Raw genomic sequence first — 25070 nt, forward strand, 5'->3', positions numbered from 1 at the left:
TGGGTAGCTATGTGCGGAAGGGATAAGTGCTGAAAGCATCTAAGCATGAAGCCCCCCTCAAGATGAGATTTCCCATAGCGTAAGCTAGTAAGATCCCTGAAAGATGATCAGGTTGATAGGTTCGAGGTGGAAGCATGGTGACATGTGGAGCTGACGAATACTAATAGATCGAGGACTTAACCATATAATATGTAGCAAATGTTATCTAGTTTTGAAGGAATATGCCTTCATAGTTTGGTGATGATGGCAGAGAGGTCACACCCGTTCCCATACCGAACACGGAAGTTAAGCTCTCTAGCGCCGATGGTAGTTGGGACCTTGTCCCTGTGAGAGTAGGACGTCGCCAAGCAACTAAAACACGAGTCAAATGACTCGTGTTTTTTCGTGTTTTATTTTATAATCCATAGTAATAAAAAATGTGTTTAAAGTATTCATATTTTGTTTAAATACAAGGGAATGTGGCTAGGATAGTGAATAAGCAAAAGAGTTGCAAATTTTATTAATACGTATATAATTAAAGTCAAAGATAGTCAAAGTCAATAAAGGTGGCGGATAAATGAGAAATATATCTGATATCATTGAGCAATATCTAAAGCAAGTTATTGACTTAAGTAATAATAATGTGATTGAAATCAAGAGAAATGAGATTGCGGATCGATTCGAGTGCGTACCATCTCAAATCAATTATGTAATCAATACCCGTTTTACGTTAGAAAGAGGATTTGTAGTAGAAAGTAAACGTGGTGGAGGAGGTTACATTCGCATTATAAAAGTCAAACTGCATGATGATATAGACATTATTGATCAAATGCTTCATATGATTGATCATAGCGTTGCGCAAGGGAATGCAGAAAGTATGATTATACGTTTAATAGAAGAGGGAATCATAACAAATCGTGAAGCGAAACTGATGTTAAGTGTAATAGACCGTTCTGTATTATCAATGGATGTTCCTTCTCGAGATGAACTTAGGGCTCGAATATTATGCGCAATGTTAAGAACACTGAAATATAAATAAATATAACTTTTGTAAAAGATTGATAACTAAGATAAAGCAGTTAAATATTGTAGAAGTTTTGAAAAAGAACATGCACTTTTATTTAAATGGATTCAGGAAAGCGAACAATCTAGTAATGTATGAAAAGTATCATGAGATAGAGCGTTCCTGTTGTAAAGGTGGGGATAGTGATGACTTGTCAAAACTGTAACATAAGACCAGCAACTTTACATTATACAAAAGTAATTAACGAGAAGAAGGCGGAAGTTCATCTTTGTGAGCAATGTGCAGAGCAAAGTGGCTATACGTCTTTCTTTCAATCATCGCAGTCTAACTTTTCATTTCATGATTTATTTGCTGGTTTATTACACGGTGAATCAACAATGTTTGAAGAAGGAAAAAATGGATTTTCAAATGCAGATATAGTAAGGTGTCCAGATTGTAAGATGACATATGAACAATTTACAAAAGTCGGACGTTTTGGCTGTTCTTCTTGTTACGATACATTTAAGGAGCATTTAAAGCCATTATTAAAACGCCTTCACGGTGGGCATACAGAACATTGTGGAAAAATTCCGGAACGTATAGAAGGAAATATCCACTTAAAGAAAGAATTAGATGAACTAAAACTTATTCTGAAACAATACGTACAGAAAGAGGAATTTGAGAAAGCTGCAGAGGTAAGGGATAAAATCCGAGGTCTTGAAATACAGCTTAGTGAGCATAGGGAGGGGGAATAATTCTATGTCACTGGACAAAATTATGAACGAAGCAATTAGTCCATGGATGAAGGGGGATGGCCCTGATTCTGATATTGTTTTAAGTAGTCGAATTCGTTTGGCTCGTAATTTTAAACAATATCAATTTTCCACTATGCAAAACGAAGAAGAAGCTAAACAGATTCATGAATTATTCAAAAAGAAATTTATAAATAAAGCAGTAGGGTCCTTTGGGGAGTTTGGACTATTAAAGATGAATGAATTAACCCCTCTTCAAAGGAGAGTTTTAGTCGAAAAGCATTTAATTAGTCCAAATCTTGCAGGGACAGAATATGGAGCATGTCTACTATCAGAAAGTGAACATATTAGTGTTATGCTTAATGAAGAAGACCATATTCGGATTCAGTGCCTAGTTTCAGGATTACAGTTATCAGAGGCGCTTCAAAGCGCCAATCAAATAGATAATTGGATTGAGAAAGAAGTTGAATACGCTTTTGATGAGTCACTTGGATATATTACAAGTTGTCCTACTAATGTTGGCACAGGGTTAAGAGCTTCTGTGATGATTCATTTACCGGGACTGGTTTTAACAAAAAGAATTAGCCGTATTATACAAGTAATTCAAAAATTAGGGTTAGTAGTAAGAGGAATATACGGTGAAGGTAGCGAAGCGTTAGGTAATATATTTCAAGTTTCAAATCAAATGACGCTAGGAAAGTCTGAAGAAGATATTATTGCAGATTTAAAGAGTGTCATTCAACAAATTATACAGCAAGAAAAAATAGCTAGAGAATTAATTGTACAAAATTCAAGTATTGAACTTGAAGATAAGGTTTATCGTTCTTACGGCATACTAGCAAACAGTCGTTTAATTCAATCTGCAGAAGCAGCCAATTGCTTATCGGATGTACGACTTGGTATTGATCTAGGATATATAAAAGGTATATCGAGAAATATTTTGACTGAGCTAATGGTTCTTACGCAACCAGGTATTTTACAACAATACGCAGGTGGACCTTTAGGGCCAGAAGAAAGAGATTATCGAAGAGCAACCTTAATCCGTGAGCGATTACGTATTGAAAAAAACTAAGCGCAAGTAGGAGGCGATTTCTATGATGTTTGGAAGATTTACAGAAAGAGCACAGAAAGTATTAGCTTTATCTCAAGAGGAAGCAATTCGTATTGGGCATAATAATATTGGAACAGAACATATTTTACTTGGGCTTGTACGCGAAGGTGAAGGAATTGCAGCAAAAGCATTAATTGCTCTTGGATTAAGTCCAGAGAAAGTTCAAAAAGAAGTAGAGGCGTTAATTGGGCGTGGAACAGAAGCTTCTCAAACTGTACATTATACACCTCGTGCTAAAAAGGTTATTGAATTATCTATGGATGAAGCGCGTAAGCTAGGCCATTCTTACGTTGGAACAGAACACATTTTACTCGGTTTAATCCGTGAAGGTGAAGGTGTAGCCGCACGTGTTTTAAATAATTTAGGTGTAAGTCTAAATAAAGCAAGACAACAAGTCTTACAACTTCTTGGAAGTAATGAAGCTAGTTCAGGTCATCAAGGTGGTTCAGCATCAAATGCAAATACACCGACACTTGATAGTTTAGCAAGGGACTTAACAGTTGTTGCGCGTGAAAATCGCTTAGACCCTGTTATTGGACGTGGTAAAGAAATTCAACGTGTAATTGAGGTATTAAGCCGTAGAACGAAAAACAACCCAGTATTAATTGGTGAGCCTGGTGTAGGTAAAACGGCAATTGCAGAAGGATTAGCACAGCAAATTGTAAATAATGAAGTTCCTGAAACTTTAAGAGATAAGCGTGTTATGACACTAGATATGGGTACAGTGGTAGCTGGAACGAAATATCGCGGTGAATTTGAAGATCGTTTAAAGAAAGTGATGGATGAAATTCGCCAAGCAGGCAATATTATTCTATTTATTGATGAGCTTCATACATTAATTGGTGCAGGTGGAGCAGAAGGTGCAATCGATGCATCGAATATTTTAAAACCATCTTTAGCACGAGGAGAGTTACAATGTATTGGGGCAACAACTTTAGATGAGTATCGTAAATATATTGAAAAAGACGCGGCTTTAGAAAGACGTTTTCAACCAATTCATGTTGATGAGCCAAGTTTAGAAGAATCGATTCAAATCTTGAAAGGTTTACGTGATCGTTATGAGGCGCATCACCGTGTATCTATTACAGATGACGCTATTGATGCAGCTGTAAAACTTTCAGATCGTTATATTACAGATCGCTTTTTACCAGATAAAGCAATTGATTTAATTGATGAAGCTGCTTCAAAAGTTCGCTTACGTTCTTATACAACACCACCAAACTTAAAAGAGCTTGAAGTGAAGCTTGAGGAGATTCGAAAAGAAAAAGATGCAGCTGTACAAAGTCAAGAATTTGAAAAGGCTGCATCCTTACGTGATATGGAGCAACGCTTACGTGAGAAGTTAGAAGATACAAAACGTCAATGGAAAGAGCAACAAGGAAAAGAAAATTCAGAGGTTACGGTAGAAGATATTGCAAATGTCGTTTCTACATGGACGCGTATCCCAGTTTCTAAACTTGCACAAACAGAGACTGATAAATTATTAAATTTAGAATCCATTCTCCATGATCGTTTGATTGGTCAAGATGAAGCAGTAGTAGCTGTAGCAAAAGCTGTTCGTCGTGCAAGAGCAGGATTAAAAGATCCGAAGCGCCCAATTGGTTCATTTATTTTCTTAGGGCCAACAGGTGTAGGTAAAACAGAACTTGCAAGAGCACTAGCAGAATCTATGTTCGGTGATGAAGATGCAATGATTCGCATCGATATGTCAGAATACATGGAGAAGCATTCTACTTCCCGTTTAGTTGGTTCTCCTCCAGGATATGTTGGATATGAAGAAGGTGGACAATTAACAGAGAAAGTTCGTCGCAAGCCATATTCAGTTGTCTTATTAGATGAGGTAGAGAAAGCTCATCCGGATGTGTTTAATATTTTACTACAAGTATTAGAAGATGGTCGTTTAACAGATTCTAAAGGACGTACAGTTGATTTCCGTAATACGATTGTTATTATGACGTCTAACGTTGGTGCCGAGGCGTTAAAACGTAACAAACATCTTGGATTTAATGTACAAGATGAAAGCCGTGATTATTCGGATATGAAAGGTAAAGTAATGGATGAGCTGAAAAAGGCATTTCGTCCAGAATTCTTAAACCGTATTGATGAAATTATCGTATTCCATATGCTTGAGAAAAAACATATTCAAGAGATTGTAACTCTTATGGTAAATCAGTTAGTTAATCGCTTAAAAGAACAAGAAATCGAATTGCACTTAACGGAAGGGGCAATTTCAGCTATTGCAGATAAAGGATTTGATCGTGAGTATGGCGCTCGTCCACTTCGCAGAGCAATTCAGAAACATGTAGAAGATAGACTATCAGAAGAACTTTTAAAAGGTGCTATTGAGAAAGGACAAAAAGTTATCTTTGATGTAGAAGGAGAATCATTTGTCATTCATAGTGCGGAAAAGGTAAAATAAGTATAGACAAACAAAGAGGGCTACGCGATAGCCCTCTTTCTTGTACGAGAAGGATAAACGTTTATAGACGAAAGTGAAGTGAACTATAAAAAGGTATGGCTAAAAAGAAAACGAAATTTATATGTCAAGAATGTGGTTATCAGTCACCAAAATATATGGGTAAATGTCCTGGATGTGGTCAATGGAATACACTTGTTGAAGAAATGGAGCCAGTTGTATCATCTAGGCGCCTTAATTACGCGAATGCAATTCAAACGGAAGTAACAAAACCAAGACGTCTTACCGAAGTAGAAACAAAGTCTGAGGCACGTATTGAAACGGAATTTCAAGAGTTTAATCGTGTGCTTGGTGGTGGAATTGTAGATGGGTCCTTAGTGCTTATTGGTGGAGACCCTGGGATTGGAAAATCAACATTACTATTACAGATTTCATCACAATTAGCAGATTCTTCATATGATGTATTATACATATCGGGTGAGGAGTCGGCAAAACAGATTAAACTTCGTGCAGATCGTTTGCATGTAAAGGGTAGCAATCTATTTGTTGTAGCAGAGACAGACCTGCAGCGTATTGCAGCACATATTGAAGAGATGAATCCAGCTTTTGTTGTTATTGATTCTATTCAAACGATACATTTACCTGAAGTGACGTCAGCACCAGGAAGTGTGGCACAAGTACGTGAATGTACAGCGGAATTAATGAAACTTGCAAAAACAAAAGGAATCCCTATTTTCATTGTCGGGCATGTGACAAAAGAAGGAGCAATTGCAGGACCTCGTATGTTAGAACATATGGTCGATGCAGTTCTTTATTTTGAAGGAGATCGACACCATACGTATCGTATTTTACGGGCTGTGAAGAACCGTTTTGGTTCCACGAATGAAATGGGTATCTTTGAAATGAAAGAGCTTGGTCTTGCGGAAGTTTTAAATCCTTCTGAAATCTTCCTTGAGGAAAGGCCGGTTGGTGTTGCAGGATCAACAGTAGTTGCTTCAATGGAAGGAACAAGACCGGTTTTAGTAGAAATACAAGCATTAATCTCCCCTACTAGTTTTGGAAATCCTCGAAGAATGGCGACGGGAATTGATCATAACCGTGTTTCGCTTATTATGGCAGTATTAGAAAAAAGAACAGGTTTACTATTGCAAAATCAAGATGCATATTTAAAAGTAGCTGGTGGTTTGAAATTAGACGAACCGGCAATTGATTTAGCAGTGGCTTTAAGTATAGCCTCAAGTTTTAGGGATAAATCTACGGCACCAACTGATGCAGTAATAGGAGAAGTAGGATTAACTGGAGAAATAAGAAGAGTATCAAGAATCGAACAACGTGTACAAGAAGCGGCTAAATTAGGATTTCAACGTGTTATTATTCCTAGAAAAAACTTAGGAGGATGGACAATTCCGGATGGGATTGAGGTTGTAGGTGTTTCTAATTTAGGAGAAGCGCTTCGTTTGACATTAGGAGGCTAGGCTATGGAAGAAAATAAGCAACGTGTCAAAAGTATGATTAATATTTTACAGCTCGTGGCCCCAGGAACACCACTGCGTGAAGGGATAGATAATGTACTTCGCGCACAAACAGGGGGGCTAATTGTTCTTGGATATAATGAGCAGATTAAAAGTATTGTGGATGGTGGTTTTCACATTAATTGTGCATTCTCTCCTGCTAGTTTATATGAATTAGCAAAAATGGACGGGGCACTTATTTTAAATGAAACGGGAAGTAAAATTTTAATAGCGAATGCACAGTTAGTTCCAGAGGCATCTATTGATTCTATTGAAACCGGTATGCGTCACCGAACAGCAGAACGTGTAGCGAAGCAGACGGGCAGCCTTGTTGTGGCCATTTCACAAAGACGTAACGTAATTACGCTATATCAAGGGAACTTACGTTATACACTAAAAGATATAGGGGTTATTTTAACAAAGGCAAACCAAGCTATTCAAACGTTAGAAAAATATAAGGCTGTATGGAATGATGGTATTACGAATTTGGGCATTCTAGAATTTGAAGAGGTCGTTACAATGTCTGAGGTAGTTCACGTTTTACATAGTGTTGAAATGGTACTGCGTATTAAAAATGAAATATTGAGCTATATTCATGAGCTAGGAACAGAAGGTAGGTTAATTCGTTTACAGCTTACAGAATTACTAGCTGATTTAGAAGCAGAGGCAGCATTGTTAATTAAAGATTACCATCAGGAGAAAACACAAGACCATCATCAAATTTTGAAAAAGTTACAGGACCTTGCAAATACACAACTTTTAGAGGATAGTGATTTAGTTAAATTACTTGGTTACCCAGGGCAAACCAGTTTAGAAGAAAGTGTGACGCCAAGGGGATATCGAATTACAAGCAAAATCTCTCGTGTTCCGCCACTTATCATTGAAAATTTAATTAATCGATTCAAAACGTTGCAAGGAGTTTGTCGCGCGACTATTCATGAATTGGATGATGTGGAAGGAATTGGGGAAGTAAGGGCGAAGAAAATACGAGAAGGCCTAAAAAGAATTCAAGAGCATCTATATATGAGTAGACACAATTAAGAATATTACATTGATTCCATAATATAACGACACTAGAACATTTTTGGTATATGATATGATATATTGGTAAATAAAACTATTTATAAAAAAACACGTCCGCTTTTGCATTCGGCGTTTTGATTAGCGAAACAATGGTTAATAATGAGTAGGAGGTGGTTGGATGTTAAAACGGATCGTACAGCTCTTCTTTCTAGTGATCGGGGGAGCGTTAGGGATTTACTTAATCCCAAAAGTTATTAATGTATTAGACATCGGTGCTGTTCCTTTATTGGAAGGATCGTATGTTCGTGCGATTATTGGTGCAATTATTTTATTTTTAACAACATTTTGGCTTGTAGATTATATTGTTCAACTTATTAAGCATATTGAAGAGGCTCTTGTAAAGGCGCCTGTAGCAGATGTTTTATTTGGTACATTAGGATTGATCTCTGGTCTTATTGTTGCATATTTAATTTTAATACCGATTCGTGAATTTACAATTCCGGTTATTAGTACGGTATTGCAAGTGTTCTTCACTCTTTTACTTGGATATTTAGGATTCCAAGTAGGATTTAAAAAGAGGAATGAATTGCTAGGATTATTTACATTACCCCAACGCGGAGGTAAGAAGAAAAATAATAGCGAGAACGAAGAGGCAGAAGCAGAAAAATCTACGACTCATTGGAAAATTCTCGATACGAGTGTAATTATCGATGGACGTATTGCTGACATTTGCCAAACGAAGTTTTTGGAAGGAACAATTGTGATTCCACAATTCGTATTAGAAGAGCTTCAGCATATTGCCGATTCTTCCGATGCTTTAAAGCGTAATCGTGGTCGCAGAGGACTAGACATTTTAAATCGTATTCAAAAAGAGATGCCGATTCCGGTAGAAATTTATGAAGGCGATTTCGAGGATATCCAAGAGGTGGATAGCAAACTTGTAAAGTTAGCAAAAATCACCGGTGGAACTGTAGTAACGAATGATTTTAACTTAAATAAAGTTTCTGAATTACAAGGAGTAACAGTGTTAAACATTAATGATTTAGCTAATGCAATTAAACCAGTTGTACTCCCTGGCGAAGAATTAAATGTTTATGTTGTGAAAGATGGTAAAGAGCAAAACCAAGGTGTTGCGTACTTAGATGATGGTACGATGATTGTAGTAGAAGATGGTAGAGAGTATGTAGGTTCGCAACTTAATGTACTGGTTACTAGCGTATTACAAACATCAGCTGGTCGTATGATTTTCGCAAAACGTAAATTATTAGAAAAAGCATTATAGGTAGAGGATTATTAATATGTATACATTAATTATTCCGGCAGCCGGCCAAGGAAAGCGGATGGGTGCTGGCAAAAATAAGTTGTTCTTACTTATAAATGAAGTACCGATTATCGTTCATACATTACGTGCTTTTGAAAGAGATAAAGCGTGCAAAAGTATTGTTATGGCAATTAACGAAGAGGAACGCCCGTATTTTGAAGAATTAATGCAGAAGTATCCGATTGAAAAACAGGTACAATTTATTCAGGGTGGAGCCGAAAGACAAGATAGTGTATATAACGCGATTCAGCATGCGAGTGGTGTTGAATACGTTCTTGTACATGACGGAGCGCGCCCATTCGTAACGAATAAAGTGATTCAAGATGTATTAACAGCAGCAGAAAAATATGGAGCTTCCATTTGTGCAGTGCCAGTAAATGATACAGTTAAGAAGGTAGAGCAAGGTGTTGTTGTCGAAACGGTAGAACGATCTCAGCTTAAGGCTGTACAAACACCGCAAGGGTTCTCTGTTTCTCTTTTGCTAGAAGCTCATAGAAGTGCAAAACAGAGCTGTTTTCTTGGTACAGATGATGCAAGTCTCGTGGAACGTATTGGAAAGCAAGTAGGTGTAGTAGAAGGGAGTTACTATAATATTAAAGTGACGACTCCAGAGGATTTACTAATTGCTGAAAGTTTCCTTCATGTTCTGAAAAAATAGCCGTGATGGTGTATAACAAAGAAAAGCTCGGCAATGGCCGGGCTTTTCTTTGTAAGGATATCGATATAATATAGAGTCATAAAGCTCAGTGGTTTAGCTCAAGGAGGATGTAAAGAATGTTTCGAATTGGACAAGGTTTTGACGTGCATGAATTTGCAGAAGGTAGACCGTTAATTATTGGCGGAATTACAATTCCACACGAGAAAGGATTAATCGGCCATTCAGATGCAGATGTATTGTTACATACGATTGCTGATGCATGTTTAGGTGCCATTGCAGCAGGAGATATCGGAAAGCATTTTCCTGATACAGACCCAGCTTTTAAAGATGCAGATTCAGCTGTATTGTTGCAAAAAGTTTGGGAATTTGTGCGTGAACAAGGTTACGAGTTAGGGAATTTAGATTGTACAATTATTGCTCAAAAGCCAAAAATGGCACCGCATATTGAAAGTATGCGTAAACGTATTAGTGAACTGTTAGAAACGTCTATAGATAACATTAATGTAAAGGCAACTACAACAGAAAAATTAGGATTTACAGGTAGGGAAGAAGGAATTGCTTCTCAAGCAGTGGTATTATTACAGAAAAAATAATGGTTTTTAATTCGTAAGATGGATAATCACATTTTTTTGTTGTACAATTATAGAATGTGTAGACATTAAGAATGGAAGGTGTACCAATTATGGAAAAGCAAGTGAGAGTGCGCTATGCGCCAAGTCCAACAGGACACTTACATATCGGAAATGCGCGTACGGCATTATTTAATTATTTATTTGCTCGTCATTTAGATGGCAAGTTTATTATTCGTATTGAAGATACTGATGTAAAACGTAACGTGGCTGGTGGAGAAGAAAGCCAATTAAAATACTTAAAATGGCTCGGTATGGACTGGGATGAAGGTGTTGATGTTGGCGGTGAATTTGGACCATATCGTCAAACAGAGCGTTTAGATATTTATCAAAAATTATATCTAGATTTATTAGAGCGTGGTTTAGCTTACAAATGTTATATGACAGAAGAAGAGCTAGAAGCAGAGCGTGAAGGACAAATTTCTCGTGGTGAAACACCTCGTTATGCAGGTAACCACCGTGATTTAACTGAAGAACAAATGAAAGAATTTGAAGCTGAGGGACGTATTCCGAGTATTCGTTTCCGTGTACCAGCTAATCGTGATTACACATTCAAAGACATCGTAAAAGACGAAGTTGCATTCCATTCAAATGATTTTGGTGATTTTGTTATCGTGAAAAAAGATGGAATCCCAACTTATAACTTTGCGGTAGCAGTAGATGATCACTTAATGGAAATTACACATGTACTTCGTGGTGATGATCATATTTCAAACACGCCAAAACAAATGATGATTTATGAAGCTTTCGGTTGGGATATCCCACAATTCGGTCATATGACTTTAATTGTAAATGAAAGTCGTAAAAAATTAAGCAAGCGTGATGAATCTATTATTCAATTTATTGAGCAATATAAAGAGCTTGGATATCTTCCAGAAGCAATCTTTAACTTTATTGCGCTATTAGGTTGGTCACCAGTAGGTGAAGAAGAAATCTTCTCTAAAGATGAGTTTATCAAAATGTTTGATGCAGCTCGTTTATCAAAATCACCTGCATTATTTGATTCTCAAAAACTAAAATGGATGAACAACCAGTATATGAAAAAGCAAGATTTAGATACGGTTGTAGAGTTAAGTTTACCGCATTTAGTGAAAGCTGGACGTGTGGGAGAAACTTTAAGTGAACAAGACCAAGATTGGATCCGTGGTGTAATTGCTTTATACCATGAACAAATGAGTTTTGGAGCTGAAATTGTAGAGCTTTCTGAAATGTTCTTCAAAGATCATGTTGATTATGAAGAAGAAGGACAAGAAGTATTAAAAGGTGAACAAGTACCAGAAGTACTTCGTGCATTTGCTGGTCAAGTAGAAGCACTAGAAGCGATGGAACCAGCAGCAATTAAGGCGGCTATTAAAGCAGTTCAAAAGGAAACAGGTCATAAAGGTAAAAACTTATTTATGCCAATCCGTGTTGCAACTACTGGTCAAACACATGGTCCAGAGCTTCCGAATGCTATTGCACTTCTTGGAAAAGAAAAAGTTTTAAATCGTCTTCAAAAAGTAATTGGTTAACATTTTCTAGGTTTAGAAATATAATAAGTATACTTAAAACCTAATAAGGAAAAGCGACGAGAAGGAGAAGTAGAAAATCAGGCTTTTTACAGAGAGAACCACCTTTAGGCTGGAAGTGGTTTATAAGCGGATTTTTGAAATGCCCCTTCGAGTCTTCTGCTGAACAGTAAATTGTTTTGCGAAACGTCTTAGGGCGTAAAGTAAGCAGAAGCGGTGTACACCGTTATCAGAGATGAGTTTGAGGCTTTTTTAGCCTAAACAGAGTGGAACCGCGCTTATAAGGCGTCTCTGTCAATATGACAGAGGCGTCTTTTTTTATACCGTAAAACTGGGTATGAGTATAAATTTTATCTACGTGTATAAAGATTTAGGGAGATAAGTAGGGAGTTAGTTCATTCGAAAAAGCAGCCCATAAAGGGGAGGGAACGTCGATGTTTAAGAGGCTTCGGGAAGATATTGAAGTCGTTTTTGAACAGGATCCAGCGGCAAGAAGTTATTTCGAAGTCATTTTGACTTACTCTGGATTACATGCAGTTTGGGCCCATCGAATTGCACATGCTTTTTATAAAAAAAATTTCTTCTTTATTGCACGTTCGATCTCACAAGTTAGTCGTTTCTTTACTGGCATTGAGATTCATCCAGGAGCAACAATTGGTCGTCGTTTTTTCATAGACCATGGAATGGGGGTTGTAATTGGAGAAACGTGCGAAATTGGTGATAATGTAACGATCTATCAAGGGGTTACATTAGGTGGTACGGGTAAAGAAAAGGGAAAGAGGCACCCTACAATTCAGGATAATGTATTAATTGCAACAGGTGCTAAAGTACTAGGTTCTATTACAGTTGGAGAGAATTCTAAAATTGGAGCAGGTTCTGTCGTATTAAAAGAAGTCCCTGCACATTCTACAGTTGTAGGTATACCTGGCCGAGTCGTTATTCAAAATGGAGTAAAAATCGGTCAAGAATTAAATCATTCTGACCTTCCAGACCCAATTTTTGATAAGTTAAAGGTCATGGAAGTAGAACTTGATAAATTGAAAAAACAACTTGAAGTAAAGGTAGAAAGGAAGGATAAAAATGACTATTCACATTTATAATACGTTAACACGTCAAAAGGAAGAGTTTACTCCATTAGAAGAAAATAAGGTAAAGATGTATGTGTGTGGACCTACAGTTTATAACTATATTCACATTGGGAATGCAAGACCACCTATGGTATTTGATACGGTACGCCGTTATTTAGAATATAAAGGGTATGATGTGCAGTATGTGTCCAACTTTACTGACGTAGATGATAAATTAATTAAAGCAGCAAATGAATTAGGTGAAGATGTGCCGACAATTGCTGACCGTTTCGTTGAAGCGTACTTTGAGGATGTAACGGCACTAGGTTGCAAACACGCAACAGTTCATCCGCGTGTAACGGAAAATATGGATATTATTATTGAATTTATTCAAGAACTTGTGAATAAAGGATATGCATATGAATCAGAAGGTGATGTGTACTTTAGAACGAAGGAATTCGAAGGATACGGTAAATTATCGCATCAACCAATCGCAGACTTACGTCACGGTGCGCGTATTGAAGTAGGAGAAAAGAAACAAGACCCTCTTGATTTTGCTTTATGGAAAGATGCTAAAGAAGGAGAAATCTTCTGGGAAAGCCCTTGGGGGAAAGGTCGTCCAGGCTGGCATATTGAATGCTCGGCAATGGCACGTAAATACTTAGGAGATACAATCGATATTCATGCTGGTGGTCAAGACTTAGCATTTCCTCATCATGAGAATGAAATTGCGCAGTCTGAGGCGTTAACTGGAAAAACATTTGCACGTTACTGGATGCACAATGGATATATTAATATTAATAATGAGAAGATGTCTAAGTCATTGGGGAACTTTATTTTAGTTCACGATATCATTAAGCAATATAATCCGCAGTTAATTAGATTCTTTATGCTATCGGTACATTACCGTCATCCAATTAATTTCAGTGAAGAGTTATTACAAAGCACAAATAACGGACTGGAAAGAATTAAGACGGCTTACGGTAACTTAAAACACCGTATGGAAAGTAGTACTGATTTAACAGACCATAATGAGAAATGGTTAGCGGAACTGGAAAAATTCCAGACTGCATTTGAAGAAGCGATGAATGATGACTTCAACACTGCTAATGCAATCACTGAGTTATATAATGTGGCAAATCATGCGAATCAATATTTACTGGAAGAACATACGTCTACAGTGGTAATTGAAGCATACGTAAAACAACTTGAAACATTATTTGATATTTTAGGGTTAGAATTAGCGCAAGAAGAGTTGCTTGATGAAGAAATTGATGCACTTATTCAAAAACGCATTGAAGCTCGTAAAAATCGTGATTTTGCATTATCAGATCAAATTCGCGATGACTTAAAAGACCGTAATATTATTTTAGAAGATACCGCTCAAGGTACAAGATGGAAAAGAGGATAAGAATGATTGATGCAAAGCAATTAAACAGCTTAGCGTTAGCATACATGGGTGATGCGGTATATGAACAATATATCCGCTATCACCTACTTCAAAAAGGGAAAGTTCGCCCTAATCAATTACATCGATTAGGGACAAGCTTTGTTTCAGCAAAAGCACAGGCGAAAGTTGTTTATCATTTATTAGAGACGGCGTTTTTGACAGAGGAAGAAGAGGCGGTATTAAGAAGAGGACGTAATGCAAATTCAGGTACAGTTCCAAAAAATACGGATGTACAAACATATCGACATAGTACAGCCTTTGAAGCGCTAATTGGTTATCATCATTTATTAAATAACCGTGAAAGATTAGACGAAATTGTATATAAGGCTATTGCAGTTTTAGAAGAAAAGGAAGGGGGCACATCATCATGAGTAGTGAATATATTATCGGACGTAACCCTGTAATTGAGGCGTTACGATCAGGGAGAGATATAAATAAAATTTGGATCGCAGAAGGTGCTGCCAAAGGACAAGTACAGATTGTACTAGCGTTAGCGAAAGAAAATAAGGTTATTTTACAACATGCACCAAAGAAAAAGTTAGATCAATTAGTTGAGGGTAATCATCAAGGTGTAATTGCTCAAGTAGCTGCATATCAGTATGCGGAGTTAGAAGAGTTATTCAAAGTGGCAGAAAAACGTAATGAAGATCCATTCTTCTTAATTTTAGATGAGATTGAAGATCCGCATAACCTAGGTTCTATTATGCGTACTGCTGATGCGACAGGAGCTCATGGAATTATTATTCCAAAGAGAAGGGCTGTGGGGCTTACAGCGTCAGTTGCGAAAGCATCAACAGGAGCGATTGAATACATTCCTGTTGCGCGCGTAACGAACTTATCCCGTACAATTGATGAATTAAAAGAACGTGGACTTTGGATTGCTGGTACAGATGCCAAAGGGAAAACGGATTACCGTAATTTAGATGGTAAAATGCCAATTGGGTTAGTAATTGGTAGTGAAGGAAAAGGTATGAGTCGTATTATTGGTGAAAAGTGTGATTTCCTAATCACTCTACCGATGGTTGGTAAAGTTACATCCTTAAATGCTTCCGTAGCCGCAAGTTTGTTAATGTATGAGGTATATCGTAAACGTCACGAAATTGGTAAATAAAAGATGAACGATATTTTAATCGTTGACGGTTACAACATTATCGGAGCTTGGGGAGATTTGAAGAAACTGCGGGATGTAGATTTACAATCATCAAGAGATGCACTTATTGATAAGATGGCGGATTATCAAGGTTATACAGGTACAAAAGTGATGATAGTCTTTGATGCCTATACAGTACATGGTATTGAAAAAAAGATGAAACAATCTCGTGTGGAAGTAATATTCACACGAAAGAATCAAACTGCAGACGAAAAGATAGAGCAGCTTGCGATAGAGCTTAGAAATATAAATACACGAATATATGTTGCGACTTCTGATTACACGGAACAATGGGTTATATTTGCGCAAGGTGCCCTTCGGAAATCTGCGCGTGAATTAGAGTTGGAAGTACAGGCAATGGAGCAACAAGTAAGAAGGCGTACAAAAGACACGAAAGAACAGCAACCCGCCATGCGAAAGATATTTAGTAAAGATATTACAGAAAAATTAGAAAAATTAAGAAGAGGAGAGCGTTGAAGCATTGACGCTCTTTGTCTTTTTACTGTATAATATTGCTAAATAAATAGCGGTCGGAGGGATCAAGGTGGAAGCAGGCTTCGTAAGTGTAGGCGACGTTACATTTCGTGATTTAGAGGATGAGGCAATCGTTGAGTTAGTTCGAAAAGGTAATACTGACGCTCTAGAATATTTAATTCACAAATATAAGAACTTTGTTCGCGCGAAATCAAGATCTTACTTTTTAGTGGGTGCCGATCGAGAAGATATTGTTCAAGAAGGTATGATAGGATTGTTTAAAGCAATTCGTGATTATAAAGAGGACAAGCTGTCTTCATTCAAAGCATTTGCTGAACTGTGTATCACTCGACAAATTATTACCGCTATTAAAACGGCAACAAGGCAAAAACATATTCCCTTAAATTCGTATGTGTCTTTAGATAAGCCGATTTACGATGAGGAATCTGATCGAACATTATTGGATGTTATTTCTGAAGCGAAGGTAACTGATCCTGAAGAGATGATTATTAGCCAAGAAGAATATACAGACATAGAATCAAAAATATCAGAATTATTAAGCGATTTAGAAAGAAAAGTACTTTCTTTATATCTAGATGGGCGTTCTTATCAAGAGATTTCAGAACAGTTAAACAGACATGTGAAATCTATTGATAACGCTTTACAGCGGGTGAAGAGGAAATTGGAACGATATATGGAAATGCGAGAAAGTACAACTTTAAATTCATAACAAATAACAAGTGCAACAGGTGTAAAATAAATCACCTGTTTTCTTTTGTAGACAGTACAAAATGCATGTCATTGACATTGTCTTTTATTGTATGATACATTTTTAGGGACATAATGTTACAAGGTTGGTGTAACTAATGAGGAAAAAAGTTGTACTCTCATGTGAAGAGTGTAAAAATCGAAACTACTCTACTATGAAAGATACGAGCTCAATAGAGCGACTTGAAATAAAAAAGTTTTGTAAAACATGCAATCAGCATACAGTTCACAAGGAAACAAAATAAATAATTGAAATAATACACTGGAGGTCCCGCAGATGCGTTTAACGAACTTTTTCGGCGATGTAGGTCGCGAAATGAAAAAAGTAAGTTGGCCTAAAAAAGATGAATTACTCCGCTCAACAGCGACTGTTGTTGCTACAGTTGTGTTCTTTGCGATTTTCTTCGCAGTAGTTGATATGGGCATTTCTTCTTTAATTCGGTTAATTCTTGGTTAATTCTTGAATAAGAAGCACTTATCCATGATATAATGTTATTTATAAGAACTGTGTAAAAGCCCGGTGAACGGGTTTTTTCATTTGCGCAAAAAAATGTACGTCAGGGAGGGAAGGACGCTCGTCCTAAATGAATGGAAAAAAGTTGGTATGTTGTCCATACTTATTCTGGATATGAAAATAAAGTAAAAGCAAACCTAGAGAAGCGTGTAGAATCAATGGGTATGCAAGATAAAATTTTCCGTGTTGTTGTCCCGGAAGAAGTAGAAGTAGAAATGAAAAACGGAAAAGAAAAATTAATGAAAAGAAAAGTGTTCCCAGGTTATGTATTAGTAGAATTAATCATGACTGATGATTCTTGGTATGTTGTACGTAACACGCCGGGTGTAACTGGGTTCGTTGGTTCTTCTGGTTCTGGATCTAAACCATCACCTCTATTAGAAGAGGAAGTTGTTACCATTATGAAACATATGGGAATGGACAACGAAGTGGTTGATTTCGACTTTGAACTTCATGAGACAGTACGTGTAAATGAGGGGCCATTCGCAGATTATACAGGTGCTATTGAAGAAATTGATGTGGAGAAGAAAAAGGTTAGCGTACTTGTGGACATGTTTGGTCGCGAGACTCCAGTTGAACTTGACTTCCATCAAATTGAAAAATTATAAAATGAAACTTGAAATGAATTGTAAAAAGTGATAATATCTTTTAAGTCAGTACGTCTTCGTTATCGGAGACGTTTTTTGAAAGATTTTATCCTTACAGATAAAATATGACGTGGGAGGGCAAATCACTGTCCAATTGACCACATCACGGACTTAAGGAGGTGTGTCTCGTGGCTAAAAAGGTAATTAAAATGGTAAAGCTTCAAATTCCTGCAGGTAAAGCTAACCCAGCTCCACCAGTTGGTCCAGCATTAGGACAAGCAGGTGTTAACATCATGGGCTTCTGTAAAGAGTTTAACGCTCGTACAGCAGATCAAGCTGGTCTTATCATCCCTGTTGAAATTACGGTATTTGAGGACCGTTCATTCACTTTCATTACTAAAACTCCTCCTGCTGCTGTTCTTCTTAAGAAAGTAGCTGGTATTGAGTCTGGTTCTGGTGAACCAAACCGTAATAAAGTGGCAACTGTTAAGCGTGATAAAGTACGCGAAATCGCTGAAACTAAAATGCCTGACCTAAACGCTGCTAGCGTAGAAGCTGCAATGCGTATGGTTGAAGGTACTGCACGCAGTATGGGCATCGTTATCGAAGACTAATTCGATTTGTTTTTAAAAAAGGTTGCGGGTCTGGAATTCCAATTCGCAACCTTTATTATCGTAAATGATTATTGTTTTTAAATAAATGGATGGCGCTCATCCTCAGGTTATACCTGAAAACAGGCGTAAACGTGGGAGGTTATTCCGCTAAAACCACATTCGAGGAGGAAATAAAAATGGCTAAAAGAGGTAAAAAGTACGTAGAAGCTGCAAAGCTTGTTGATCGTGCATCTGCTTACTCTGCAACAGAAGCAGTAGAATTAGTAAAGAAAACAAACACAGCTAAATTTGATGCAACTGTAGAAGCTGCATTCCGTTTAGGTGTTGACCCTAAGAAAGCTGACCAACAAATCCGTGGTGCAGTTGTTCTTCCACACGGTACTGGTAAAGTACAACGTGTATTAGTGTTCGCTAAAGGTGAAAAAGCTAAAGAAGCTGAAGCTGCTGGCGCTGACTTCGTAGGCGATACTGATTACATCGGTAAAATCCAACAAGGTTGGTTCGATTTCGATGTAGTAGTAGCAACTCCTGACATGATGGGTGAAGTTGGTAAACTTGGTCGCGTATTAGGACCTAAAGGTTTAATGCCAAACCCTAAAACTGGAACAGTTACTTTCGATGTAACTAAAGCTGTTAACGAAATCAAAGCTGGTAAAGTTGAATACCGCGTTGATAAAGCTGGTAACATCCATGTTCCAATCGGTAAAGTATCTTTCGAAGATGCTAAATTAGTAGAAAACTTCAAAACAATCGCTGACACTTTATTAAAAGTTAAGCCATCTGCTGCAAAAGGTACTTACATGAAGAACGTAACAGTTGCTTCTACAATGGGACCTGGCGTACGCGTAGACGTTTCTACATTAGCGTAAAAATTGGAAGTTGACTTCATAAAGAAGATTTAATATAATCATTTATGTTGTGAATTTAAATAGTGTACCGTAGACAGTAGGTGTCAATAGACTTAATTTCCTACCTAGGTGTTAATATACGAAACGGAATTTTTTTCTGTGACTATATGCCTCCATGTCTACAAGTTGGGCATGGAGGTTTTTAGTGCACTTTCGGTACATCTTCTATATAATCTACAGGAGGTGTAATAACATGAGCAAAGTAATCGAAACTAAACAACAAGTTGTAACTGAAATCGCGGACAAACTTCGTGCTAGTAAATCTACAATTGTTGTTGACTACCGTGGTTTAACAGTTTCTGAAGCAACAGAATTACGTAAGCAATTACGTGAAGCTGGCGTTGAGTTCAAAGTTTACAAAAACTCTCTAACTCGTCGTGCTGCAGAATCTGCTGAAATGGCTGAGTTAAACGAATTCTTAACAGGACCAAACGCAATCGCGTTCAGTAACGAGGATGTAGTTGCTCCTGCGAAAGTATTAAACGACTTCGCTACAAAACATGAAGCTTTAGAAATTAAAGCGGGCGTAATCGAAGGTAAACTTGTAACACTTGATGAGGTTAAAGCAATCGCTACTCTTCCATCACGTGAAGGCTTACTTTCTATGCTTCTTAGCGTTCTTCAAGCTCCAATCCGTAACCTTGCACTTGCTACTAAAGCAGTTGCAGAACAAAAGGAAGAGCAAGGCGCTTAATTTTTTAAAAGATAATTACTTGTTATCTATAAAACAATACAAACCTATTTAAGGGAGGATATTTACAATGACTAAAGAACAAATCATTGAAGCAGTTAAATCTATGACTGTATTAGAACTTAACGACTTAGTAAAAGCTATCGAGGAAGAATTCGGCGTAACTGCTGCTGCTCCTGTAGCTGTAGCTGGTGGCGCTGGTGAAGCTGCTGCTGAAAAAACTGAGTTTGACGTAGTACTTGCAAGTGCTGGCGCTCAAAAAATCAAAGTTATCAAAGCTGTACGTGAAATCACTGGTCTTGGCTTAAAAGAAGCTAAAGAATTAGTTGACAACACTCCAAAAGCAATCAAAGAAGGCGTTTCTAAAGAGGAAGCTGAAGAAATGAAAGCTAAACTTGAAGAAGTTGGCGCTGCTGTAGAAGTTAAGTAATTAACTTTTGATGCTTTAAAAAAAGCTCGCTCTCATGCGAGCTTTTTTTTTAACTGTAAAGAAAAGAGGTGGCCATATGGCAGACCATTATTTTTCTAACGACCCTTCTAGTAAAAGTGATCGTAAACGATGGGAATTTCCACTTCGTGGATCTCAATTTACTTTTTTATCTGACCATGGGGTGTTTTCGAAAAACGAGGTGGACTTTGGTTCTCGTCTTTTAATTGAAGCGTTTCAAATGCCGGATATTAAAGGTGATATATTAGACGTAGGTTGTGGATACGGTCCTATTGGTTTGTCGTTAGCGAAAGAGTTTCAAGGTTGTGAAGTTCACATGGTGGATGTGAATGAAAGGGCGCTTGGGCTTGCGAAAGAAAATGCCGCTAATAACAGAATCGAGAATATACGTATTTTTCAAAGTAGCGTCTATGAAAATGTAGATGGCGAGTATGCTGCTATTCTATCTAACCCTCCAATTCGTGCGGGTAAGGATATCGTACATGAGATTTTAGAAAAAGCTGTGGAGTATTTAGTTCCAGGTGGAGAACTTTGGATTGTTATTCAAAAGAAGCAAGGTGCACCATCTGCGCTGAAAAAACTAGAAGAAGTATTTTCTGAAGTTGAGATTGTAGAAAAGAAAAAAGGATATTATATCATAAAATCAAAAAAACGTTGACGGTTATTTTTGGCTATGTTAACATTATACAATGCCAATATATGATTTTCTGCGTTGAGAAAGATGTATATTTTTGTTTCTCTTGGAAAAGATAGTAAAATCAGCAGATTATGAAACAGAATGATGGTTTTCTTATAGAAGCCATTTTTCTTTTTTGAGCAGGTAGAAAGACTCAACGTATTTATCTTTAAGAGAAAAAGACTACGCTAATAGCAGTAGTTGTATTTATTTGTGATTTTGCACAAATTTTTTTGTGCATTTATAATACTCATGATTTGAGGGGTGAAGCAGTTGACAGGTCAACTAGTTCAATACGGACGCCACCGCCAACGAAGAAGTTATGCCCGTATTAGTGAAGTATTAGAGTTACCAAATCTTATCGAAATTCAAACCTCTTCTTATCAGTGGTTTCTTGATGAGGGTTTGCGAGAAATGTTCCAAGACATTTCTCCGATTGAAGACTTTACGGGAAATCTATCGCTTGAATTTATCGACTACAGCTTAGGTGAACCTAAATACTCTGTAGACGAATGCAAAGAGCGTGATGTGACGTATGCAGCACCACTTCGTGTAAAAGTGCGTCTAATCAACAAGGAAACTGGTGAAGTAAAAGAACAAGATGTGTTCATGGGAGATTTCCCACTCATGACAGAGACTGGAACATTCGTAATTAACGGTGCAGAACGTGTTATCGTTTCCCAGTTAGTTCGCTCTCCAAGCGTATACTATAGTGGCAAAGTGGATAAAAACGGAAAACGTGGTTTTACTGCTACTGTAATTCCAAACCGCGGAGCTTGGTTAGAGTATGAGACAGATGCTAAGGATGTTGTATATGTGCGTATTGACCGTACGCGTAAACTTCCTGTAACTGTTTTGTTACGCGCATTAGGGTTTGGCTCTGATCAAGAAATCACCGAGCTTTTAGGTGATAACGAATACTTAAGCAACACATTAGAAAAAGACAACACAGATAGTACAGAAAAAGCATTGCTTGAAATTTATGAGCGTCTACGTCCTGGTGAACCACCAACAGTAGAAAATGCTAAGAGCTTACTTGTGTCTCGTTTCTTCGATCCAAAGCGCTACGATTTAGCAAATGTAGGTCGCTATAAGATCAACAAGAAGTTACACATTAAAAACAGATTGTTTAATCAACGTTTAGCTGAAACATTAGTGGATCCAGAAACTGGTGAAATTTTAGCGGCAGAAGGAACAATCTTAGATCGTCGTACACTTGATCGCATTTTACCTTACTTAGAGAAAAACATTGGATTCAAAACAGCGAAACCAATGGGTGGAGTGGTAGAAGGCGATGTTGAGCTGCAATCTATTAAGATTTATGCTCCTGAGTCGGAAGGCGAACGTGTAATTAATGTAATTGGTAATGCAAATATTACTCGTGATGTGAAACACATCACACCAGGTGATATCCTTGCTTCTATCAGTTACTTCTTCAACCTACTATACAAAGTAGGGGATACAGATGATATTGACCATTTAGGAAACCGTCGTCTGCGTTCTGTTGGAGAACTATTACAAAATCAATTCCGTATCGGTCTTTCTCGTATGGAACGTGTTGTTCGTGAGAGAATGTCGATTCAAGATACAAATGCAATTACACCACAGGCGCTAATTAATATTCGTCCTGTTATTGCATCTATTAAAGAGTTCTTCGGAAGTTCTCAGTTATCTCAGTTCATGGACCAAACAAATCCATTAGCAGAGTTAACTCACAAACGAAGACTATCTGCATTAGGACCTGGTGGTTTAACGCGTGAGCGCGCAGGCTTTGAAGTACGTGACGTTCATTACTCCCACTACGGTCGTATGTGTCCGATTGAAACACCAGAGGGACCAAACATCGGTTTGATTAACTCATTATCTTCGTTCGCGAAAGTAAATGAGTTTGGTTTCATTGAAACACCATATCGTCGTGTTGACCCAGAAACTGGTCTTGTAACAGGGCATGTTGATTATTTAACAGCAGATGAAGAAGATAACTATGTTGTAGCCCAAGCGAATATGAAATTATCTGATGAAGGTGAATTCCTAAGTGAAGATATCGTAGCTCGTTTCCGTGGTGAAAACATTGTCACAAATAGAGAACGCATCGACTACATGGATGTATCTCCAAAACAAGTAGTATCGGCAGCGACAGCTTGTATTCCGTTCTTAGAAAACGATGACTCTAACCGCGCACTTATGGGAGCGAACATGCAACGTCAGGCGGTTCCGTTAATGAATCCGGAATCTCCGATTGTAGGTACAGGTATGGAGTACGTATCAGCAAAAGACTCAGGTGCTGCAGTAATCTGTAAACATCCTGGTGTTGTTGAGCGCGTAGAAGCACGTGAAGTTTGGGTACGTCGCTATGTAGAAGTTGACGGTCAAACAGTAAAAGGCGACTTAGATCGCTACAAAATGCAAAAATTCATTCGTTCTAACCAAGGAACTTGTTACAACCAACGTCCAATCGTAAGTGTTGGAAATGAAGTTGTAAAAGGTGAAATCCTTGCGGATGGTCCTTCTATGGAATTAGGTGAACTAGCACTTGGACGTAACGTGCTTGTTGGCTTCATGACTTGGGACGGTTATAACTACGAGGATGCGATCATCATGAGTGAGCGCCTTGTAAAAGATGATGTGTACACTTCTATTCATATTGAAGAATATGAATCAGAAGCTCGTGATACGAAGCTTGGACCAGAAGAAATTACACGTGACATTCCAAATGTTGGGGAAGACGCATTACGTAACCTTGACGAGCGCGGTATCATTCGCGTTGGTGCTGAAGTAAAAGATGGAGATTTACTTGTTGGTAAAGTAACACCTAAAGGTGTAACAGAATTAACAGCTGAAGAACGTCTATTACATGCTATCTTTGGAGAAAAAGCGCGTGAAGTACGTGATACATCACTACGTGTACCACACGGTGGTGGCGGTATTATCTTAGACGTAAAAGTATTCAACCGTGAAGATGGCGATGAATTGCCACCAGGCGTGAATCAACTTGTACGTGCATATATCGTTCAAAAACGTAAAATTTCTGAAGGTGACAAGATGGCCGGACGTCACGGTAACAAAGGTGTTATTTCTCGTATTTTACCAGAAGAAGATATGCCTTACTTACCAGACGGTACGCCAATCGATATCATGTTAAACCCATTAGGGGTACCATCTCGTATGAATATCGGTCAGGTATTAGAGCTTCATCTTGGTATGGCAGCAAGATACCTGGGCATTCACATTGCAACACCAGTATTCGATGGTGCTCGTGAGGAAGATGTTTGGGGCACAATTGAAGAAGCTGGTATGGCAAATGACGCGAAAACAATCCTGTATGACGGACGTACTGGTGAACCATTCGATAACCGCGTATCTGTTGGTGTCATGTATATGATCAAACTTGCGCACATGGTTGACGATAAACTTCATGCTCGTTCTACTGGACCATACTCACTTGTAACGCAGCAACCTCTTGGAGGTAAAGCTCAGTTCGGTGGACAGCGTTTCGGTGAGATGGAGGTTTGGGCACTTGAAGCTTACGGTGCTGCTTATACTCTTCAAGAAATCTTAACAGTGAAGTCTGATGATGTTGTTGGACGTGTTAAGACTTATGAAGCAATTGTTAAAGGCGAAAATGTTCCAGAACCAGGCGTTCCTGAATCATTCAAAGTATTGATTAAAGAGCTGCAAAGTTTAGGTATGGACGTTAAAATGATGTCTAGCGACGATACAGAAATTGAAATGCGTGATACAGAAGATGACGATGATCATCAATCAGCAGATAAATTGAATGTCGAAGTTGAGACAACTAAGGAATAATTGGG

25 protein-coding genes, 2 rRNA genes and 2 other annotated features are annotated in these 25070 nt (G+C 37.9%); all 27 genes read left to right on the forward strand.

The window, feature by feature from the left end:
- Positions 1-184: ribosomal RNA gene (locus tag BM089_RS27605) — 23S ribosomal RNA — on the forward strand; the annotation flags it as partial.
- A 49-nt stretch (positions 185-233) separates the two neighbouring features.
- Positions 234-349, forward strand: a 5S ribosomal RNA gene (gene rrf / locus BM089_RS27610).
- A 207-nt stretch (positions 350-556) separates the two neighbouring features.
- Positions 557-1018, forward strand: coding sequence for a transcriptional regulator CtsR (gene ctsR, locus BM089_RS27615; protein WP_001244560.1), 462 nt, complete (start codon positions 557-559; stop codon positions 1016-1018).
- A gap of 170 nt (positions 1019-1188) precedes the next feature.
- Entirely contained in the window at positions 1189-1737 is a 549-nt protein-coding gene (locus BM089_RS27620) for a protein-arginine kinase activator protein McsA (RefSeq protein WP_000128385.1), read from the forward strand.
- Positions 1738-1741: 4 nt separating this feature from the next.
- Complete coding sequence (locus BM089_RS27625; RefSeq protein WP_090978612.1) at positions 1742-2806, forward strand: protein-arginine kinase McsB; 1065 nt, start codon at positions 1742-1744, stop codon at positions 2804-2806.
- Positions 2807-2828: 22 nt separating this feature from the next.
- Complete coding sequence (clpC, locus tag BM089_RS27630) at positions 2829-5264, forward strand: ATP-dependent protease ATP-binding subunit ClpC (RefSeq protein ID WP_000971170.1); 2436 nt, start codon at positions 2829-2831, stop codon at positions 5262-5264.
- Positions 5265-5359: 95 nt separating this feature from the next.
- The gene (gene radA / locus BM089_RS27635) at positions 5360-6736 is read left to right on the forward strand and encodes a DNA repair protein RadA (protein WP_001085199.1); all 1377 of its coding nucleotides are present in this window, start codon (positions 5360-5362) and stop codon (positions 6734-6736) included.
- Between the two features lie 3 nt (positions 6737-6739).
- On the forward strand, positions 6740-7813 hold the full coding sequence (disA, locus tag BM089_RS27640) for a DNA integrity scanning diadenylate cyclase DisA (protein ID WP_000392164.1): 1074 nt from the start codon (positions 6740-6742) through the stop codon (positions 7811-7813).
- Positions 7814-7973: 160 nt separating this feature from the next.
- Positions 7974-9077 carry a PIN/TRAM domain-containing protein gene (locus BM089_RS27645; protein WP_053565451.1) on the forward strand — a complete coding sequence of 368 codons (1104 nt, stop codon included), beginning with the start codon at positions 7974-7976 and terminating at the stop codon, positions 9075-9077.
- A 16-nt stretch (positions 9078-9093) separates the two neighbouring features.
- Positions 9094-9774, forward strand: a complete 681-nt coding sequence (ispD, locus tag BM089_RS27650) for a 2-C-methyl-D-erythritol 4-phosphate cytidylyltransferase (RefSeq protein WP_090978614.1) — start codon at positions 9094-9096, stop codon at positions 9772-9774.
- Between the two features lie 116 nt (positions 9775-9890).
- A complete protein-coding gene (ispF, locus tag BM089_RS27655; RefSeq protein ID WP_000488386.1) occupies positions 9891-10367 on the forward strand; it encodes a 2-C-methyl-D-erythritol 2,4-cyclodiphosphate synthase in 477 nt (158 codons plus the stop codon).
- Positions 10368-10456: 89 nt separating this feature from the next.
- A complete protein-coding gene (gene gltX / locus BM089_RS27660; protein WP_090978616.1) occupies positions 10457-11914 on the forward strand; it encodes a glutamate--tRNA ligase in 1458 nt (485 codons plus the stop codon).
- Between the two features lie 47 nt (positions 11915-11961).
- Positions 11962-12207: a binding site (T-box leader), on the forward strand.
- A 138-nt stretch (positions 12208-12345) separates the two neighbouring features.
- Positions 12346-13011: a serine O-acetyltransferase gene (cysE, locus tag BM089_RS27665; RefSeq protein WP_090978618.1), complete on the forward strand. Its 666-nt coding sequence runs from the start codon at positions 12346-12348 to the stop codon at positions 13009-13011.
- Positions 12992-14389: a cysteine--tRNA ligase gene (gene cysS / locus BM089_RS27670; RefSeq protein ID WP_000152272.1), complete on the forward strand. Its 1398-nt coding sequence runs from the start codon at positions 12992-12994 to the stop codon at positions 14387-14389. Before cysE ends, cysS begins: the two co-directional genes overlap by 20 nt.
- Positions 14390-14391: 2 nt before the next feature.
- Positions 14392-14799: a Mini-ribonuclease 3 gene (locus BM089_RS27675; RefSeq protein WP_000564261.1), complete on the forward strand. Its 408-nt coding sequence runs from the start codon at positions 14392-14394 to the stop codon at positions 14797-14799.
- On the forward strand, positions 14796-15539 hold the full coding sequence (gene rlmB / locus BM089_RS27680) for a 23S rRNA (guanosine(2251)-2'-O)-methyltransferase RlmB (protein ID WP_000093765.1): 744 nt from the start codon (positions 14796-14798) through the stop codon (positions 15537-15539). The genes BM089_RS27675 and rlmB overlap by 4 nt, the downstream gene beginning before the upstream one ends.
- 3 nt (positions 15540-15542) lie before the next feature.
- Positions 15543-16055: an NYN domain-containing protein gene (locus tag BM089_RS27685; protein ID WP_000997887.1), complete on the forward strand. Its 513-nt coding sequence runs from the start codon at positions 15543-15545 to the stop codon at positions 16053-16055.
- A 67-nt stretch (positions 16056-16122) separates the two neighbouring features.
- Positions 16123-16782, forward strand: a complete 660-nt coding sequence (locus BM089_RS27690; RefSeq protein WP_000387198.1) for an RNA polymerase factor sigma-70 — start codon at positions 16123-16125, stop codon at positions 16780-16782.
- 136 nt (positions 16783-16918) lie between these two features.
- Entirely contained in the window at positions 16919-17065 is a 147-nt protein-coding gene (gene rpmG, locus BM089_RS27695) for a 50S ribosomal protein L33 (protein WP_014481927.1), read from the forward strand.
- Positions 17066-17097: 32 nt separating this feature from the next.
- Positions 17098-17277, forward strand: a complete 180-nt coding sequence (secE, locus tag BM089_RS27700; protein WP_001241323.1) for a preprotein translocase subunit SecE — start codon at positions 17098-17100, stop codon at positions 17275-17277.
- A gap of 131 nt (positions 17278-17408) precedes the next feature.
- Positions 17409-17942, forward strand: a complete 534-nt coding sequence (gene nusG / locus BM089_RS27705) for a transcription termination/antitermination protein NusG (RefSeq protein WP_000415794.1) — start codon at positions 17409-17411, stop codon at positions 17940-17942.
- Positions 17943-18109: 167 nt separating this feature from the next.
- On the forward strand, positions 18110-18535 hold the full coding sequence (gene rplK, locus BM089_RS27710) for a 50S ribosomal protein L11 (protein WP_001085872.1): 426 nt from the start codon (positions 18110-18112) through the stop codon (positions 18533-18535).
- A 176-nt stretch (positions 18536-18711) separates the two neighbouring features.
- On the forward strand, positions 18712-19404 hold the full coding sequence (gene rplA, locus BM089_RS27715; RefSeq protein WP_002094239.1) for a 50S ribosomal protein L1: 693 nt from the start codon (positions 18712-18714) through the stop codon (positions 19402-19404).
- A gap of 49 nt (positions 19405-19453) precedes the next feature.
- Positions 19454-19597: a sequence feature (ribosomal protein L10 leader region), on the forward strand.
- Positions 19598-19636: 39 nt separating this feature from the next.
- Entirely contained in the window at positions 19637-20137 is a 501-nt protein-coding gene (gene rplJ, locus BM089_RS27720; RefSeq protein ID WP_000048718.1) for a 50S ribosomal protein L10, read from the forward strand.
- A 67-nt stretch (positions 20138-20204) separates the two neighbouring features.
- Positions 20205-20564 (forward strand): 50S ribosomal protein L7/L12, encoded by a 360-nt coding sequence (rplL, locus tag BM089_RS27725; protein WP_000159737.1) that lies wholly within the window; start codon positions 20205-20207, stop codon positions 20562-20564.
- A gap of 76 nt (positions 20565-20640) precedes the next feature.
- Positions 20641-21240 (forward strand): class I SAM-dependent methyltransferase, encoded by a 600-nt coding sequence (locus BM089_RS27730; protein ID WP_000763269.1) that lies wholly within the window; start codon positions 20641-20643, stop codon positions 21238-21240.
- 291 nt (positions 21241-21531) lie between these two features.
- The gene (gene rpoB / locus BM089_RS27735; RefSeq protein WP_000147553.1) at positions 21532-25065 is read left to right on the forward strand and encodes a DNA-directed RNA polymerase subunit beta; all 3534 of its coding nucleotides are present in this window, start codon (positions 21532-21534) and stop codon (positions 25063-25065) included.
- Positions 25066-25070 lie beyond the last annotated feature (5 nt).

It is taken from the genome of Bacillus sp. 5mfcol3.1 (assembly GCF_900114335.1).
GTDB classification, from domain to species: Bacteria; Bacillota; Bacilli; order Bacillales; family Bacillaceae_G; genus Bacillus_A; species Bacillus_A thuringiensis_S.